Annotated in this window: 17 protein-coding genes; 11 read left to right on the forward strand and 6 right to left on the reverse strand. The window is 68.8% G+C overall.

The annotated features are described in order from the left end of the window. Positions 1-58 precede the first annotated feature (58 nt). The gene (locus L8951_RS10225; protein ID WP_244383236.1) at positions 59-640 is read right to left on the reverse strand and encodes an anthranilate synthase component II; all 582 of its coding nucleotides are present in this window, start codon (positions 638-640) and stop codon (positions 59-61) included. After that, on the reverse strand, positions 640-2,586 hold the full coding sequence (locus tag L8951_RS10230) for a peptidylprolyl isomerase (protein WP_244382956.1): 1,947 nt from the start codon (positions 2,584-2,586) through the stop codon (positions 640-642). The genes L8951_RS10225 and L8951_RS10230 overlap by 1 nt, the downstream gene beginning before the upstream one ends. A 165-nt stretch (positions 2,587-2,751) precedes the next feature. Between L8951_RS10230 and tpiA the strand changes: the two genes are divergently transcribed. The 5 genes from tpiA to trxB all read left to right on the forward strand — a co-directional run bounded on the left by tpiA (position 2,752) and on the right by trxB (position 7,512). Next, positions 2,752-3,510 carry a triose-phosphate isomerase gene (gene tpiA / locus L8951_RS10235; RefSeq protein ID WP_244382957.1) on the forward strand — a complete coding sequence of 253 codons (759 nt, stop codon included), beginning with the start codon at positions 2,752-2,754 and terminating at the stop codon, positions 3,508-3,510. 81 nt (positions 3,511-3,591) lie between these two features. Continuing rightward, positions 3,592-4,221 carry a hypothetical protein gene (locus L8951_RS10240; protein WP_244382958.1) on the forward strand — a complete coding sequence of 210 codons (630 nt, stop codon included), beginning with the start codon at positions 3,592-3,594 and terminating at the stop codon, positions 4,219-4,221. 191 nt (positions 4,222-4,412) lie between these two features. Beyond that, positions 4,413-4,766: a preprotein translocase subunit SecG gene (gene secG, locus L8951_RS10245; RefSeq protein ID WP_244382959.1), complete on the forward strand. Its 354-nt coding sequence runs from the start codon at positions 4,413-4,415 to the stop codon at positions 4,764-4,766. Positions 4,767-4,870: 104 nt separating this feature from the next. Next, positions 4,871-6,505, forward strand: a complete 1,635-nt coding sequence (locus L8951_RS10250; protein WP_244382960.1) for a CTP synthase — start codon at positions 4,871-4,873, stop codon at positions 6,503-6,505. Between the two features lie 38 nt (positions 6,506-6,543). Continuing rightward, entirely contained in the window at positions 6,544-7,512 is a 969-nt protein-coding gene (gene trxB, locus L8951_RS10255) for a thioredoxin-disulfide reductase (protein WP_244382961.1), read from the forward strand. A 57-nt stretch (positions 7,513-7,569) separates the two neighbouring features. On the opposite strand, the gene L8951_RS10260 is transcribed toward trxB, so the two are convergent. After that, complete coding sequence (locus L8951_RS10260) at positions 7,570-7,866, reverse strand: acyl carrier protein (protein ID WP_244382962.1); 297 nt, start codon at positions 7,864-7,866, stop codon at positions 7,570-7,572. Between the two features lie 61 nt (positions 7,867-7,927). On the opposite strand from L8951_RS10260, the gene L8951_RS10265 reads away from it, so the two are divergent. Together L8951_RS10265 and L8951_RS10270 are read left to right on the forward strand one after the other, a co-directional pair. Continuing rightward, positions 7,928-9,385: an AMP-binding protein gene (locus L8951_RS10265; protein WP_244382963.1), complete on the forward strand. Its 1,458-nt coding sequence runs from the start codon at positions 7,928-7,930 to the stop codon at positions 9,383-9,385. Beyond that, positions 9,382-10,617 carry a pyridoxal-dependent decarboxylase, exosortase A system-associated gene (locus L8951_RS10270; protein ID WP_244382964.1) on the forward strand — a complete coding sequence of 412 codons (1,236 nt, stop codon included), beginning with the start codon at positions 9,382-9,384 and terminating at the stop codon, positions 10,615-10,617. Before L8951_RS10265 ends, L8951_RS10270 begins: the two co-directional genes overlap by 4 nt. Here the strand turns inward: L8951_RS10270 and truA are convergent. Together truA and fmt are read right to left on the reverse strand one after the other, a co-directional pair. Then, entirely contained in the window at positions 10,614-11,360 is a 747-nt protein-coding gene (truA, locus tag L8951_RS10275; protein ID WP_244382965.1) for a tRNA pseudouridine(38-40) synthase TruA, read from the reverse strand. The two genes, L8951_RS10270 and truA, sit on opposite strands and share 4 nt — an antisense overlap. Continuing rightward, a complete protein-coding gene (gene fmt / locus L8951_RS10280; protein ID WP_244382966.1) occupies positions 11,357-12,262 on the reverse strand; it encodes a methionyl-tRNA formyltransferase in 906 nt (301 codons plus the stop codon). Before fmt ends, truA begins: the two co-directional genes overlap by 4 nt. A 49-nt stretch (positions 12,263-12,311) precedes the next feature. Here fmt and recR point away from each other — a divergent pair, with 49 nt between their 5' ends. From recR to L8951_RS10295, 3 genes are read left to right on the forward strand one after another with little or no spacing between them, the layout of a single operon-like run. After that, the gene (gene recR / locus L8951_RS10285; protein WP_244382967.1) at positions 12,312-12,908 is read left to right on the forward strand and encodes a recombination mediator RecR; all 597 of its coding nucleotides are present in this window, start codon (positions 12,312-12,314) and stop codon (positions 12,906-12,908) included. Between the two features lie 43 nt (positions 12,909-12,951). Then, positions 12,952-13,488 (forward strand): peptide deformylase, encoded by a 537-nt coding sequence (gene def / locus L8951_RS10290; RefSeq protein ID WP_244382968.1) that lies wholly within the window; start codon positions 12,952-12,954, stop codon positions 13,486-13,488. Positions 13,489-13,541: 53 nt separating this feature from the next. Next, positions 13,542-13,820, forward strand: coding sequence for a hypothetical protein (locus L8951_RS10295; RefSeq protein WP_244382969.1), 279 nt, complete (start codon positions 13,542-13,544; stop codon positions 13,818-13,820). On the opposite strand, the gene L8951_RS10300 is transcribed toward L8951_RS10295, so the two are convergent. Further along, positions 13,817-14,209: a four-helix bundle copper-binding protein gene (locus L8951_RS10300; protein ID WP_244382970.1), complete on the reverse strand. Its 393-nt coding sequence runs from the start codon at positions 14,207-14,209 to the stop codon at positions 13,817-13,819. The genes L8951_RS10295 and L8951_RS10300 overlap by 4 nt on opposite strands. 194 nt (positions 14,210-14,403) lie before the next feature. Between L8951_RS10300 and L8951_RS10305 the strand changes: the two genes are divergently transcribed. Further along, complete coding sequence (locus L8951_RS10305) at positions 14,404-15,798, forward strand: DNA recombination protein RmuC (RefSeq protein WP_244382971.1); 1,395 nt, start codon at positions 14,404-14,406, stop codon at positions 15,796-15,798. Positions 15,799-15,802: the final 4 nt, after the last annotated feature.

The raw sequence follows: 15,802 nt of genomic DNA on the forward strand, positions 1-15,802 counted from the left end.
GGCATTTGTTCCCATGGAGAACGAACATGGAACATCTAGGCAACCGTCGCGGCGGCTGTCAAGCCGTTTCGCCCGCGCAAAGAGCCACGAAGGCGGAGATCAGCTCGCGCCCGGCCTCGCTGGCGATGCTCTCAGGGTGGAACTGGACGCCATGCGCGGGGGCCTCGGCGTGGCGCAGCCCCATGCACAGCCCGTCGGCGCTCCACGCGTTGGCGAGCAGCGGGGGGCGCGGGGCGGGCACCGCGAGCGAATGGTAGCGGGTCATGGCGAGCGGCGAGGGCAGGCCCGCGAACAGCCCGCTGCCGTCGTGGCGCACCTGCGCGATCTTGCCGTGCATCGGCGCGACCCGCCGCACCTCGCTGCCGCAGGCGAGCGCGAGCGCCTGGTGCCCGAGGCAGACGCCGAGGAAGGGGCGGCGCGCCGCCACGCAGGCGGCGGCGAGCGCGACCGAGAGGCCCGCGTCCTCGGGCGCGCCGGGGCCGGGCGAGACCATGATCCCGTCGGCGCCGGCGGCCAGCGCCGCGTCAAGGTCGAGTGCATCGCTGCGCGCGACCGCGACCTCGGCGCCCGCCTGTCGCAGATAGTCGACGAGCGTGAAGGTGAAGCTGTCGCGGTTGTCGAGCGCGAGCAGGCGGGGGATCAGTTGCCCCCGTCGATGATGCGCGCGCGCGCCGCCTCGATCGCGGCCGCGTTGCGCGTCACCCCGAGATCATCCTTCACCGCGAGCATGAACTGCTGCTGCAATTCGCCCTCGAGCGTCTGGCGGAAGGCCTGGCTCGTCTGGCTGATGAGGTCGGTCTGCGTCAGCGCGTTGCCGCGTTCGATCTCGGCCAGTTCGACCACAAACACGCCGCGCGCCTGCGGATCGCCCACGGTGCGCACCCCGCCTTCGGCGAGGCGGAACAGCATGGCGAGCGGGGCCGGGGCGTTGGCGCCGAACTGGAGCAGGTCGAGGCGGCGCAGTTCGGGGCTTTCGGGCGCGGGCAGGTCGAACCCGCTCTCGGCCGCGACCGCCGCGACCGCCTCGGCCAAGGGCGTGCCGTCCTTGACGCGGGCGACGATCTGGTTGGCGAGCGCGCCGGCGCGCTGTTCGGCGGTGGTGCGGATATAGTCCGCGCGCACCCGGTCGCGGATGCTGGCGAGCGGCGCGGGCGCGGGCTCGATCACCTCGGCCACGTCGACGATCACGAAGCCGGTGCCGTCCTCGACAAGGACGATCTCGGGGTCGTCGCTGGCGAACATCGCGAAGCCCGCGTCGAGCCCGGGGCGCAGCGCCTCGGGGAAGCGATAGTCGGCATCGTCGCGCGCGTTGCCCGCGGCGGTGACCGCGGGGGTCTCGATGCGCTGCAACCCGAACCGCTGGGCGACCTCGGCGAAGCTCTCGCCCTCGCGCAGCGCATCCTCGACATCGGCGACCACGTCGAGCAGCGCGTTGCGGCGCTTGCCCGTGGTGATCTCCTCGCGTGCCGCGGCGCGCGCCTCGGCCTCGTCCTGCCCGGTCTCGACGGTGACCTCGCCGACCCGCACGACGTGCCAGCCGAAGGGCGAGCGGACCGGCCCGACGAGGCTGCGCGGCGCGGCCTCGAACGCCGCCTCGGCGACGGCATCGCCCGCCAGCTGGCGGAATTGGGCGAGCGTCTGCGGGCCGACCGAGATGTCGGCGGCGCTGTAGCCCGCGGGGGCGACCGCCTCGGCGAAGCTCATGGTGCCGGCGCGCGCGACGATCTCGTTGGCGGTCTCGAGGTCGGGCAGCACGACCTGGCTGATCACGCGCCTCTCGCGGGTCCCGATCTCGTCGGCGCGCGCGGCGATCGCGGCATCGACTTCCTCATCGGTGGCGGCGATCCGGGCCAGCGCGGCGCCGTCGTAGCGGGCGAAGCGCAGGACGCGCTGTTCGGGCACGGTGTAGCGCGCCTCGTTCTGCGCATAGTAAGTGGCGATGTCCTCCTCGCTCGGCTCGATCGTGGCGGCGATCGGCGCGGTCGGGACCAGCGCGACGCGGCCCGAGCGCTTCTCGAGCAGCACCGAGGCGTAGACCTGCGCCATGCCCGAGGGCACGCGCGGGTTGGCGCCGACCGGGGCGACGAGCAGCCGCTGGCGCAGGTCGGCGGCGATCAGCATGCGGACCTGCGCATCGGACAGGTTGTTGCGCGCGAGGAAGGCGGCGTAGCTGGCGTCGGTGACCTGCCCGTCGAGCCCGGCCACCCCGGGCAGCCGCGCGATCTCGGCATCGACCAGCCGCTTCGAGATGTGGAACCCGTGCGCCTTGCCGAAGGCGACCAGCGCGCGCTCGTCGATCAGCGCCTCGAGGATGGGGTCGAACTCGTCGGCCAAGTCGCCGTAGACCGCTTCGGGGTTCTGCTGGCGCACGAGCCCGAGCTGGCGCTGGAGCGCCTCGCTCAGCATCGCGTCGGAAACCTCCTCGTCGCCGACCTCGGCGAGGGTGTCGCCACCGCCCCCCGCGCCGCCGATATTGAAATTCGACAGGTCGGCGAGCGCGAAGCTGCCGACGATCAGGAGCAGGAAGCCGAACAGGAAGATCGTCCCGACTGCCGATTTCGACAGGTTGCGGATTTTCGACAGCATGGATGGGTCTCTTGGATGCGAGCGGATAAGGTTCGCCTGCGGCTTTAGGGCTACTGCGACCCGGTTTCAATAAGCGAGGTGCCCGCGGCGCCCGCGCCCACCTTGTCAGCCGCGCCCGCGGCCTGCTAGGGGCGCTTGCGTTCACGTTAGGGTGGGGATCTGATCATGGCGAAACGGCCGTTTGTCGCGGGCAACTGGAAAATGCACGGCACCCGGGCCGAGCTCGGGAACATCACCCATGTGTCGATCGAGACCGAAACGATCGACGAGGTGCTGGTGGCGCTGTGCGTCCCGGCCACGCTGATCACGCGCGCGGTCGCGGCGAGCCCCGGCTTCCTCATCGGCGCGCAGGACATCCACCACGAGCCCAAGGGCGCCTTCACCGGCTCTGTCTCGGCGCAGATGGTCAAGGATGCCGGCGCCAAGCTCACCATCGTCGGCCATTCGGAGCGGCGCGAGCTGCTCGGCGAGACCAACGCGCAGGTGCGCGCCAAGGCCGAGCTGGCGATCGACGCCGGGCTCAAGACGATCCTGTGCGTGGGCGAGAGCCTCGCGGTGCGCGAGACCGGGCAGGCGCTCAACTTCGTGGGCGACCAGCTCGACGCCTCGCTCCCCGACATGGTCACCGCGCCCATCCACCTGTCGATCGCCTACGAGCCGATCTGGGCGATCGGGACTGGCAAGGTGCCCTCGGCGGGCGACATCGAGGCGATGCACGCGCGCATTCGCGAGGTGCTCGAGCGGCGCTACGGCGAGGGCGCCGCGTCGATCCGGATTCTCTACGGCGGCTCGGTCAAGGGATCGAATGCTGCCGACATCTTCGCCATCGACGGGGTCGATGGCGCACTGGTCGGGGGCGCCAGCCTTGCCCCCGATGATTTCATGCCGATCGTGCATGCCGCGGCCGCCGCAGCGAAAGATTAACGTTCGCCCGGCCATCCATTCAGCCTGACGTCAGGCGGGTTTTGATAGAAAACCCAAACTAATTCAAAGGGAAAGGTTTCCATGAAGTTTCTCAGCACTGCTCTTGCCGCCACTGCTCTTGTTGCGATGACCCCTATGGCGCCGGCGTTTGCCGCGCAGCCCGCCGGCGTGACTGCCGGGATGGAAGTCGTCGACACCAACGGCAACGCCGTCGGCACCGTGGTGTCGGCCGGTAACGACCTGATCACCATTCGCACCGATCGTCACGACGTGCCGGTCCCCGTCGCCAGCTTCACCCCGCACGAGGGCAAGCTGCTGTTCGCGATGAGCGCCGCCGATCTCAACGCCGCGGTCGATGCCAACCTGGCGGCCGCCGAAGCCTCGGTCACGCTCGGCAAGCCGGTCAAGGACGTCGCCGGCGTCGAGTTCGGCACGATCGACGAGATCACCGACGAATATATCCAGCTCGCGCTGGCGGATGACAAGATCGTCCGCATCCCGGTCGACGGCCTGCAGAAGGACGCCGGTGGCGCGATCGCGCTGTACAACGCCGCCGACCTGATCGCCGATGCCAGCGACCGCCCGGTCGAGGCCATGGCCGAGGCCGAGGGCGAAGCGGCGGTCGAAGCCGGTGCCGAAGCGGCGGTCGAGGCCGCTGCCGAGGTCGACGCGCATGCCGGTCACGACATGGGCGCTGAGGGCGCCAACTAAGAACCGGGCGAGAGCCCAGGGGCTAGCAAGGGGTCGGCACCCGGGGAGGGTTGCCGGCCCCTTTTTGCTGCCGGCGGCGCGGGCGTGTTGAAATCGGCTGCGGATGACGCTAGGTCGCGGTCCGCATCGCGAGCGCGCGCCGTGCCGTGCGCGCTTCGCCCCACGAGACGTTTCAGAAAGATCCTGCGGCCATGTACACCTTCCTTCTCGTCGTCCAGACCCTGATCGCCGCCGCGCTCGTCGGCGCGATCCTGATGCAGCGGTCGGAAGGTGGCGGGCTCGGGGTCGGCGGGTCGAGCGCGGGGCTGATGACCGCGCGCGGCAAGGCCGACTTCCTGTCGCGCTCGACCGCGGTCCTCGCCACGTTGTTCGTCGGCATGTCGATCGTGCTCGCCGCGGTGGCCGCGACGCGCGGCGATGAAGGCGGGCTCGACACCAGCCTCGCGGGCGAGACCGCCCCGGTGGCGGGCGAGACCGCCCCCGCCGCGCCGGCCGAGCCGGCAGCGCCCGCCCCGGCCGAGGACGGCGTCCCGCTCGCCCAGTAAGGCGGTTCGAGGCGGGGCCGTCCCGCTTTTCGACAATTTTTTAGCCGTGGCGGCGATTCGAGTGCTTGCCACATCGCCCCACTCATGCCTAAGGCAACACCCCCATGGCGCGGTTTATTTTTGTTACCGGCGGCGTGGTCTCCTCGCTCGGCAAAGGTCTGTTGGCAGCCTCCTTGGGTGCCCTCCTCCAGGCGCGTGGCTACAAGGTCCGCAATCGTAAGTTCGACCCCTATCTCAACGTCGATCCGGGGACGATGAGCCCCTACCAGCATGGCGAGGTGTTCGTCACCGACGACGGCGCCGAGACCGATCTCGACCTTGGTCACTACGAGCGCTTCACCGGCGTGTCGGCGCACCAGAGCGACAATGTGACCTCGGGGCGGATCTACCAGACGATCATCGCCAAGGAGCGGCGCGGCGACTATCTCGGCGCGACCGTGCAGGTGGTCCCCCACGTCACCGACGCGATCAAGCAGTTCGCGCTCAACGACATCGAGGGGCTCGACTTCGTGATCTGCGAGATCGGCGGCACCATCGGCGATATCGAGAGCCTGCCCTTCATCGAGGCGCTGCGCCAGCTGTCGAACGATCTGGGGCGCGCCAACGTGTGCTTCGTCCACACCACGCTGGTGCCCTATATCGCGGCGGCGGGCGAGCTGAAGACCAAGCCGACCCAGCACAGCGTGCGCGAGATGACCGGCTACGGGATCCAGCCCGACGTGCTGCTGTGCCGCTCCGAACATCCGCTGCCCGACAACGAGCGGCGCAAGATCGCGCTGTTCTGCAATGTGCGCGAGAGCGCGGTGATCCAGGCGCTCGACGCGCGCTCGATCTACGACGTGCCGCTGCAATATCACCACGAGGGGCTCGACGCCGAGGTGCTCCACGCCTTCGGCATCGACGACGCGCCCGCGCCCGAATTGTCGACCTGGCACGACATCATGGACCGCATCTCCAACCCCGAGGGCGAGGTGACGATCGGGGTCGTCGGCAAATATGTCGCGCTGCCCGACGCCTACAAGTCGCTGCGCGAGGCGCTCGTCCACGGCGGGTTCGCCAACCGCTGCAAGGTCAACATCCAGTGGATCGATGCTGAACTGTTCGAGGGCGACGAGGAGCATCTGGTCGCCGAACTCGAGCCGCTGCACGGCATCCTCGTGCCCGGCGGCTTCGGCGAGCGCGGCTCGGAAGGCAAGATCGCCGCGATCAGCTTTGCCAAGAAGCGCAACATTCCCTTCTTCGGCATCTGCCTCGGCCTGCAGATGGCGTGCATCGAGGCGGCGCGCAGCGAAGCGGGGATCGAGCAGGCGACGACCTCCGAGTTCGGCGAAGAGGGCGAGCCGATCATCGGCCTCATCACCGAATGGATGAGCGAGGAGGGGCTCCAGCAGCGCAGCGCCGAGGGCGATCTTGGCGGCACCATGCGGCTCGGCGCCTATCCCGCCACGCTCGCGCCCGGCTCGAAGGTTGCCGAGATCTACGGCACCACCGACATCTCGGAGCGCCACCGCCACCGCTACGAGGTCAACGCCAATTACATGGACCGGCTTTCCAAGGGCGGGCTCGTGTTCAGCGGGATGAGCCCCGACGGACGGCTCCCCGAGATCGTCGAGCGGCCCGACCTCAACTGGTTCGTGGGCGTCCAGTATCACCCCGAACTCAAGAGCCGCCCGTTCGACCCGCACCCGCTCTTCTCGAGCTTCATCGCCGCCGCGCTCGAACAGAGCCGATTGGTCTAGTTGAAAGCGGCCCCGCCCGCGCATAGGTTTCCCGCATCATGACCGATACCAAACATTCCAAGATGCTCGTCCTTGGGTCGGGCCCCGCCGGCTGGACCGCCGCGATCTACGCCGCGCGCGCGGGCATGAAGCCGATCGTCGTCGAGGGCATCCAGCCCGGCGGCCAGCTCACCACCACCACCGAGGTGGAGAATTATCCCGGCTTCCGCGACGTCATCCAAGGTCCCTGGCTGATGGAGGAAATGAAGGCGCAGGCGGTCAATGTCGGCGCGCAGCCCGTGTGGGACCACATCATGGAAGTGGACGTGTCCAAGCGTCCCTTCACGCTCAAGGGGGACAGCGGCACGATCTACACCTGCGACACGCTGGTCATCGCGACGGGCGCGCAGGCCAAGTGGCTCGGGCTGCCGAGCGAGGAACATGCCAAGGGCAAGGGCGCGAGCGCCTGCGCGACCTGCGACGGCTTCTTCTATCGCGGCAAGAAGGTCGCGGTCATCGGCGGTGGCAACACGGCCGTGGAGGAAGCGCTCTACCTCACCAACCATAGCGACGACGTCACGCTGATCCACCGCCGCGATTCCTTACGCGCCGAAAAGATCCTGCAGGACCGCCTCTTCGCCAACGAGAAGATCACGGTGCTGTGGGATCACACGGTCGAGGAGTTCGTCCTCGGCGGCGATCCGCAGGCGCTCGTCGGGCTCGATGTCAAATCGACCAAGACAGGCGAGGTCAGCCGCGTCGACTGCGAGGGCGCCTTCGTCGCCATCGGCCACGCGCCCGCGACCGAGCTGTTCGAGGGCAAGCTCGAGATCGACAGCGACGGCTACCTCGTCGTCGAACCGGGCACCCCGCGCACCAACGTACCGGGCGTCTATGCCTGCGGCGACGTGATGGACAAGCATTACCGCCAGGCGGTCACCGCCGCGGGCACCGGCTGCATGGCCGCATTGGACGCCGAGCGCTATCTCGCCGAGCTGGAATTCGCCGAGAAGGCGGCGGCCGAATAAGCGCGCCGCAAATCACCGATGGTGGAAAGGCCCTCGCTTTGGCGGGGGCTTTTTCGTCTAGCCCAGCGCCAGTCGCCGCGCGAAGGCGATGAGGCGGCCGTAGGTGAGGAAATCCTCGGCGTCGACGTCGTCGTCCTCGATCAGCACGCCGAGCCGCTCTTCGAGCGCGGTCAGGAACTGCGCCACCGCCATCGAATCGAACTCGGGCAGCGCGCCGAACAATTCGCTGGCTTCGTCGAAGCCGCGCACCTCGACCGGGTCGAGGCCGACGGTCTCGACGAGAAGCTCGGCGACGGTCGCATCGACCGTGGCGGCATCGCTTTGCGCGTCCTGCGGATGCTGAAGGGCAGTCATGGTGGGCAGCGCGATAGGCAAAGCGTGGGCTTTTCGCAAGCATGACGCTAGGGACAGGGCGATGAACGCGACGCCGCTCGATCATCTGACCCGCCATGGCGCGCTCGGCGCCCCCGCGCTGATCCTCGGCGCGGCATCCTACGACTATGCCACGCTCGAGGCGATGGTGGGGCGGCTGGCGGGCTGGCTTCTCGAACAGGGTCTCGAACCCGGCGATCGGGTGGCGAGCTGGGACCGCAAGAGCCTCGTCACCTGTCTGATGCCGCTCGCGGCGGCGCGCGCGGGGCTGGTGCACGTGCCGGTGAACCCGGTGCTCAAGGCTCGCCAGGTCGCGCATATCCTCGCCGACAGCGGGGCCAGCCTGCTGCTGGCGCCCGAAGCGCGCGGACGGTTGGTCGAGGCGGAGGCGCGGTGGGTCGACCCCGCCGCGCTCGGCGGCGCGCCGCTGCCGCCCTCGGACCACGATCCCGACCGGCTCGCCGCGTTGCTCTATACCTCGGGCTCGACCGGCGCGCCCAAGGGGGTGATGCTGAGCCACGCCAACCTTGGCTTTGGCGCCGAAGCCGTCGCCGACTATACCGGCATCACCCCCGACACGCGCAACCTCGCGGTGATGCCGCTCGCCTTCGATTATGGGCAGAACCAGCTGCTCGCGACGTGGCGCGGCGGCGGCTGTGTCATCCCTTTCGACTATCTGCTGCCCAACGACGTGAAGAAGGCGGTCGACAAGCACGCCGCCACCTATCTCGCGGGCATCCCGCCCCTGTGGCACCAGTTGATGACGCTCGACTGGGAGGGGGCGAGGGAGAGCCTCGAGACTCTGACCAACACCGGCGGGCATATGAGCGAACCGCTTTTCCGCCAGCTGCGCGCTGCTTTCCCGCGCGCGCGCCTCCATCTCATGTACGGCCTCACCGAGGCGTTTCGCGCCGCCAGCCTCGACCCCGAGCTGGCCGATGCGCATCCGGGAAGCGTCGGCACCGCCATCCCGCATGCCGAACTGATGGTGGTGCGCGAGGATGGCAGTCCCTGCGCGGCCGGCGAGGAAGGCGAGCTGGTGCAGGCGGGGCCGCTTGTCGCGCAGGGCTATTGGCAGGCGCCCGAACAGACCGCGCGGCGTTTTCGCCCGGCGCCGGCGCACAGCCGCTATGGGGGGAACGCGGTCTGGTCGGGGGACCGCTTCGTGCGCGACGCCGACGGGCTGCTCCATTTCCGCGCCCGCGCCGATGCGATGATCAAGGTATCGGGCAATCGGCTCAGCCCGACCGAGGTGGAGGAGGTCGCGCTCGCCGCTCCCGGGGTGCGCGAGGCGGTGATCACCGCGCGGCCCGACCCCGCGCTCGGCGCGGCGATCGTGCTTCACGCGGTCGGAGACGGCGATGATGGCGCGGTGCTCGCGCATTTCCGGCGCACCGCGCCATCGCACTTCGCACCCCGGCGTATCCTGTGGCATGAGGCGCTACCCAAGGGCGCGACCGGGAAGGTCGATCGCAGGGCGTTGGAGGGCATGACCGAGTGAAGGCGATGGGGAGCATTCCGGCGGGTTTCGGACCCGCGCCCAATGGCGCGCTCGAGATCGAGCGGCACCCGGTGGGCTATTGGATCGAGAAAGCGGGCGGGACCCCGCTGTTCCTCTACGATGTCGAGCGGGTCGAGGCACAGGTCGCCGCCTTCCGGCGGGTCATGCCGAGCCGCCTCAAGCTGCACTATGCGGTCAAGGCCAATCCCTTTGGCCCGCTGCTCGACCGCATGGCCGCGCTGGTCGACGGCTTCGACCTCGCCTCGCGCGGCGAGATCGCCCGGGTCGCGCATCATGACCTGCCCAAGTCGATCGCGGGACCGGGCAAGAGCATCGCCGACCATGAGGCCGCGCTGCGTGCGGGCGTGGTGGTGCATGTCGAGAGCGAGGGCGAGGCGCAGCGTCTGTGTGATGTCGCCACGCAGGTGGGCATCCGTCCCAAGGTCGCCATCCGCGTCAACCCGCCCTTCCTCCTCAAGGGCGCGGGGATGAAGATGGGGGGGCTGGCGAGCGCCTTCGGGGTCGATGCCGAGCGGGTACCCAACCTCGTCGCTTACCTCCTCGACCAGGACTGCGACCTGCGCGGCTACCACGTCTATGCCGGCTCGCAGAGCCTGTCGGCCGAGGCGATCGTGGCCGCCCAGGCCGCGACGCTCGACCTCGTCGTCGCGCTGACCGCGCAGACGGGGATGGTGCCCGCCGAGGTCAACCTCGGGGGCGGGTTCGGCATTCCCTATTATGCGGGCGAGACGCCCTTGGCGCTCGACGCGGTGGGCGAGGGGCTCGCGCAGGCGCTCTCGCGGCTCCCGCCCGATTTCGCCGAGACCCGGCTGATCGTCGAGCTCGGTCGCTGGCTGGTCGGCGAGGCGGGGGTCTATCTCACCCGGATCCTCGATCTCAAGGAGAGCGGCGGGCAGACCTTCGCGGTCACCGACGGCGGGCTCCAGCACATGCTCGCCGCGAGCGGCAATTTCGGGCAGTTCCTGCGCCGCAACTATCCGATCGCCAACGCATCGCGGATGGGGGAGGAGGCGACCGTGCCGATGAATATCGTCGGGCGGTTGTGCACCCCGCTCGACCTCCTCGGCGACCAGGTGTCGATGCCCGAGGATACGGCGGTGGGCGATGTCGTCGCGATCTTCTGCGCGGGCGCCTACGGGCTGACCGCCAGCCCGCACGATTTCCTCTCGCAGCCCAAGGCGCTCGAGATGCTCGCCCAGAGCCAGGGCTAGTCGGCCGGGTAGAGCGCCCGCACGAAATAGAGGCCGTCGGGGGGCGCGTTGAGCCCGAGTTGCTGGCGATCCTTCGCCTCGAGCACGCGTTTCACGTCATCGGGATGCCACTGGCCGCGCCCGACGAGGCTCAAGGTGCCGACCATCGAGCGGACCTGGTGATGGAGGAAGCTGCGCGCCGCGACGCGGAACTGCACTTCCTCGCCGACGCGTACGACGGTGAGGCTGTCGAGCGTCTTGTCGGGGCTCCGGCTCTGGCAATGGACCGACCGGAAGGTGGTGAAGTCGTGGCGCCCTTCGAGATACTTCGCGCCCGCCGCCATCGCCTCGACATCGAGTTCCTGCGGGACGTGCCAGACCTTGCCCCTGAGCAGCGTCGGCGGGGCGCGGCGGTTGAGGATGCGATAGAGGTAGCGCCGCCCGATGCAGCTGAAACGCGCATGCCAGTCGTCGTCGACCGGCTCGGCGGCAAGGATGGCGATGGGCGCGGGGCGAAGCAACGCGTTCAATCCCTCGCATAGGCGGAACCCGGTCAGTTGTTTGTCGAGGTCGACATGCGCGCTCATGGCGAGGCCGTGGACGCCCGCATCGGTGCGCCCGGCGCAGTGGAGTCGCGCCTCCTCGCCGGTCATGCGGACAATTGCTTCCTCGATGGCCTGCTGCACCGAGGGGCCGTGATCCTGCCGCTGCCAGCCCATGAAGGGCTCGCCGTCGAATTCGACCGTGAGCCGCCAACGGGTCACGACAGCATGTCGCCCTTGGAAATGGCATAGCCGCGCAGCAGCACGTCGGCGTCCTGCGCCCCCTTGCCCGCCCGCTGCGCGCGCATGATCCGCACCGCGCCGTCACCGCAGGCGATGGTCAGCGCATCGTCGAGCACGGTGCCGGGGGCGCCGCTGCCGTCCGCCGGCGCGGCGGCGAGCAGCTTGATCCGGGTTCCCCCATGCTCGGTCCACGCCCCGGGGAAGGGGGAGAGGCCCTGGATGTGGCGCTGCACTTCGACCGCGGGGCGCGACCAGTCGGTGCGCGCCTCGGCCTTGTCGATCTTGGCGGCATAAGTGACGCCCTCCGCGGGCTGCGGCGCGGCGGGGTAGGCGGCAGGGTCGGCGAGCCAGTCGGCGACCATGGCGGCGCCCATGTGCGCCAATTCCTCGGTAAGCGCGGCGGCGTCCTTGTCGGCGATGGGGGTCTCGCGCTTCATCAGCATCGGGCCGGTGTCGAGCCCGGCTTCCATCTGCATCAGCGTGACGCCGGTCGTCTCGTCGCCCGCCATGATCGCGCGCTGCACCGGCGCCGCCCCGCGCCAGCGCGGCAGGAGCGAGGCATGGACGTTGACGCAGCCGAGCCGCGGCATGTCGAGCACCGGCTGCGGCAGGATCAGCCCATAGGCCGCCACGATCGCCACGTCGGCCTCGTGTGCGGCGAATTGCGCCTGCGCCTCGGGCTTCCTGAGCGACCTGGGGATGAAGACCGGGATGCCCAGTTGCTCGGCGCGGCGGTGGATGGCGGTGGGTTGGTCCTTCTTGCCGCGACCGGCAGGGCGGGGCGGCTGGCTGTAAGCGGCCACAACCTCATGGCCCGCCGCGACGATGGCGTCGAGGCTCGGCACGGCGAAATCGGGGCTTCCCATCATGATGACACGCATGAGCGCAGCCTATGGCGCATTGCCGAAGCTTTTCCTATGTCCTTTTGCCATGGCATCGCCCGAACTCGACGCGCTCACGCAGGCGCTGGCCCGGCTTCCGGGGCTCGGACCGCGCTCGGCGCGGCGCGCGGTGCTGCACCTCATCAAGAAGCGCGAGACCAGCCTCGTGCCGCTTTTGAAGGCGCTCGAGACGGTCGCCGACACGCTCGAGACCTGCGACATCTGCGGCAATGTCGACACGCACAATCCGTGCGGCATCTGTACCGACCCGCGCCGCGACGAGAAGTCGCTCTGCGTGGTCGAGGACGTCGCCGACCTGTGGGCGCTCGACCGCTCCAAGCTCTTTGCCGGCCGGTTCCACGTCCTTGGCGGGCGCCTCTCGGCGCTCGACGGGGTGCGCCCCGAGGACCTCGCCATCGACGCGCTGGTGGCGCGGATCGAGGCCGGGGCGGTCGAGGAAGTGGTGCTGGCGATGAACGCCACGCTCGAGGGGCAGACGACGGCGCATTATCTCGCCGAGCGGCTCGAGGGGCTTCGCGTCCGGGTGACCCAGCTCGCGAGCGGCATGCCGGTCGGCGGCGAGCTCGATTATCTCGACGAGGGCACGCTCGCGCAGGCGTTGCGACTGCGCCGCCCGGTGGCCTAGTCAATCGCTTGAAAACAGCCGCTTTCGCGCCTAGATAGCCGGCATGGCCATTCTACCGATCTACGAGACCCCGGACCCCTTGCTCCGGCAGATTTCAAAGCCCGTCGCGGAAGTCACCGACGAGCATCGCAAGCTCATCGCCGACATGTTCGAGACGATGTACGACGCCCCCGGCATCGGGTTGGCGGCGGTGCAGGTCGGGCATCCCATCCGCATCCTCGTGATCGACCTCCAGGAACCCGAGGAAGAGGGCGGCGAGCCGGTCAAGGACCCCCGCGTCTTCATCAACCCCGAAATCCTCGAGACCTCGGAGAATGACATTCCCTATACCGAGGGCTGTCTCTCGGTGCCCGAGCAATTTGCCGACGTGATGCGCCCCGACCGCGTCAAGGCGCGCTGGCTCGACGAGCATGGCGAGCGCCACGAGGAGGAGATCGACGGGCTGCTCGCGGTCTGCCTCCAGCACGAGATGGACCACCTCGAAGGCGTGCTGTTCATCGACCATCTGTCCAAATTGAAGCGCGACATGGTGCTCAAGAAGCTGGCCAAGATGCGCAAGCAGGGCCGCGTCGCCGCCTAGCGCGGGGCGCGAGGGGGGCAGCAATCGAATTCCTGCTGATCGCGCTGGTGCCGATGCTGGTCGCGCTCGGCCTGTTGCCGAAGGCCCATCGCGGCGCGCCCGGCCCCGCCTACCTCGCCGCCGCCACGGCCGCGATCGCGAGCCTCGCGCTGCTGCTCGCGATCGGCTTCTTCCCGCGCCGATATTGGGGGGAATATGGCCATGGCGACGTCTTCGGCATGGTCTTTCTGATGCTATGCGCGACGGCGATGCTCGCCGCCTCGGTGGGGACGAGCCTGCTCGTGGCCGTCGTCGCCTGGGCGGGCCGGCACCGGCGCCGCAACGGGCTCTAGGCGCTGATCGTCATCGCCGCCTTGCGGCAGTCCTCGGCGCATTCGCGGCAGATCTGCGCGCACAAGGTGCAGTGCGGATTGTCATGGCCTTCGCATTCGCGCGCGCAGGCATCGCAGACCCGCGCGCACAACTCGAGCATCTCCTTGAGCACCGCCTCGTTGGAGCCTGCGCGCCGGGCGCCGAGGCGGGCCGTGGCGGTGCAGACGTCGGAGCAGTCCGAGCAGGAGCGCACGCACTGCGTCATGTCCATTTCCTCGGCCGAGCAGGCATCGGCGCAGCTCATGCACATCATCGCGCAATACATGGCGTGATGCACCGCATCGCCCAGCGGCTCGTTGTTGTGGCCCTGCACGTCGGGGTGCAGCGAGATCATCTTGCGGATCGACATCGGTTTCCTTCCTCCTGTTCGAGGCCACCGACGATGCAACCGGGGCGCTGGTTCCCTCGGCGCGGCATGAGGCAAGGGGACCATGGCGCGCGCGCGGTTATCGTCGCGGCGGTTTACCCGAAATGGGTTTTGGATATGGCGGCAAAGACGCTAGGTCTGGGACCTGGCTTGTACCGGGGTAAGGGGATTTCACCATGGATGCGCTGATCGTCGCGCTCGTCGCCGTCATCTGTCTCGGGCTCGGACTGGCCGCCGGCTGGCATTTCTCGCAGCGCGGGCTGCAGGCGCTGCGCGACCAGAATGACTTCCTCAACCAGCGGGTCGCCAAGGCCGAGCAGGACAGCGCGGTCTATCTCGAGGAAAACAAGCGCATGAACGAGGTCAGGACGCTGCTCGAGGCGGTGACCGCCGAGCGCGACGAGGCGATGCAGAAGAATGCCGCCTACGAAGCCGACAAGCGCCACGTCGATGAACGCATCCGCGACCTCGAGGCGACCAAGGACAAGCTCGTCACCCAGTTTCGCGAGATCGGCGACATGATGCTCGACAAGGCGCAGAAGGACTTCCTCGAGAAGGCGCAACACCGCTTCAAGGAAGCCGACCAGCAGTCGGAGGCCAAGCTGACGCAGCTGGTGGGGCCGTTGAAAGAATTGCTCAAGGCGCAGGCCGAGAAGATCGACAGCGTCGAGAAACAGCGCCTCGGCCAATATGAGGGGCTCAAGGCGGTGGTTGAGGAGGTCAAGCAGGGGCAGGGGCTGGTGCGCGACGAGGCGCGAAACCTCGTCAATGCGCTGCGCGCGCAGCCCAAGGCGCGCGGACGCTGGGGCGAGAAGACGCTCGAGAACGTGCTCGAGCAGGCGGGGCTGAGCGAGCATATCGACTATCGCACCGAGGTGTCGGTCGACGGCGAGGACGGCAAGCTGCGCCCCGACGCGGTGGTCAACCTGCCCGGTGGGCGCCAGCTCATCATCGACGCAAAATGCTCGTTGAACGCCTATCTCGATGCCGCCGAGGAAGCCGACGAGGACAAGCGGCAGGGGCACCTGCAGCAGCATCTGTCGAGCCTCAAGAACCACGCGCAACAGCTTGGTTCCAAAGCCTATTGGTCGCAGTTCGAGGACAGCGCCGACTATGTCATCATGTTCGTGCCGGGCGAGCATTTCCTGTCCGCCGCGCTCGAACAGGACAACGGCCTGTGGGACTGGGCGTTCGAGCGCAAGGTGCTGCTCGCGACCCCGACCAACCTCGTCGCCATCGCGCGCACGGTCGCGAGCGTGTGGCGGCAGGAGAAGATGGCCAAGGAAGCCGGGCAGGTCGCCGCGCTCGGCAAGGAACTGCACAGCCGCATCGCCACGCTGGCCGAGCATATCGTCTCGATGCAGACCAACCTGACGCGCACCAACAATGCCTTCAACAAGATGGTCGGATCGTTCGAGAGCCAGGTGCTCACGCAGGCCAAGCGGTTCGAGGACCTCGGCGCGGGCTCGGCCAAGACGCTGCCCGGCACGGGACAGGTCGAGGTCGCGCCGCGCGGGCTCACCAAGCTCGTCGGCGGGCTCAATGAGGCGCAGGCGAAGAATTCGGCCTGAGCGG

The sequence above is a fragment of the Sphingomicrobium astaxanthinifaciens genome, assembly GCF_022865105.1.
In the GTDB taxonomy this organism is placed as follows: domain Bacteria; phylum Pseudomonadota; class Alphaproteobacteria; order Sphingomonadales; family Sphingomonadaceae; genus Sphingomicrobium; species Sphingomicrobium astaxanthinifaciens.

What these genes read in the sequence shown, in the direction of transcription:
- L8951_RS10230 (WP_244382956.1), bottom strand. Translation starts at nt 2,586, where the DNA reads ATGCTGTCGAAAATCCGCAACCTGTCGAAATCGGCAGTCGGGACGATC.
- def (WP_244382968.1), top strand. Translation starts at nt 12,952, where the DNA reads ATGGCCATTCTACCGATCTACGAGACCCCGGACCCCTTGCTCCGGCAG.
- recR (WP_244382967.1), top strand. Translation starts at nt 12,312, where the DNA reads ATGGCATCGCCCGAACTCGACGCGCTCACGCAGGCGCTGGCCCGGCTT.
- L8951_RS10240 (WP_244382958.1), top strand. Translation starts at nt 3,592, where the DNA reads ATGAAGTTTCTCAGCACTGCTCTTGCCGCCACTGCTCTTGTTGCGATG.
- L8951_RS10265 (WP_244382963.1), top strand. Translation starts at nt 7,928, where the DNA reads ATGAACGCGACGCCGCTCGATCATCTGACCCGCCATGGCGCGCTCGGC.
- L8951_RS10295 (WP_244382969.1), top strand. Translation starts at nt 13,542, where the DNA reads ATGCTGGTCGCGCTCGGCCTGTTGCCGAAGGCCCATCGCGGCGCGCCC.
- L8951_RS10260 (WP_244382962.1), bottom strand. Translation starts at nt 7,866, where the DNA reads ATGACTGCCCTTCAGCATCCGCAGGACGCGCAAAGCGATGCCGCCACG.
- L8951_RS10300 (WP_244382970.1), bottom strand. Translation starts at nt 14,209, where the DNA reads ATGTCGATCCGCAAGATGATCTCGCTGCACCCCGACGTGCAGGGCCAC.
- trxB (WP_244382961.1), top strand. Translation starts at nt 6,544, where the DNA reads ATGACCGATACCAAACATTCCAAGATGCTCGTCCTTGGGTCGGGCCCC.
- secG (WP_244382959.1), top strand. Translation starts at nt 4,413, where the DNA reads ATGTACACCTTCCTTCTCGTCGTCCAGACCCTGATCGCCGCCGCGCTC.
- tpiA (WP_244382957.1), top strand. Translation starts at nt 2,752, where the DNA reads ATGGCGAAACGGCCGTTTGTCGCGGGCAACTGGAAAATGCACGGCACC.
- fmt (WP_244382966.1), bottom strand. Translation starts at nt 12,262, where the DNA reads ATGCGTGTCATCATGATGGGAAGCCCCGATTTCGCCGTGCCGAGCCTC.
- L8951_RS10305 (WP_244382971.1), top strand. Translation starts at nt 14,404, where the DNA reads ATGGATGCGCTGATCGTCGCGCTCGTCGCCGTCATCTGTCTCGGGCTC.
- L8951_RS10250 (WP_244382960.1), top strand. Translation starts at nt 4,871, where the DNA reads ATGGCGCGGTTTATTTTTGTTACCGGCGGCGTGGTCTCCTCGCTCGGC.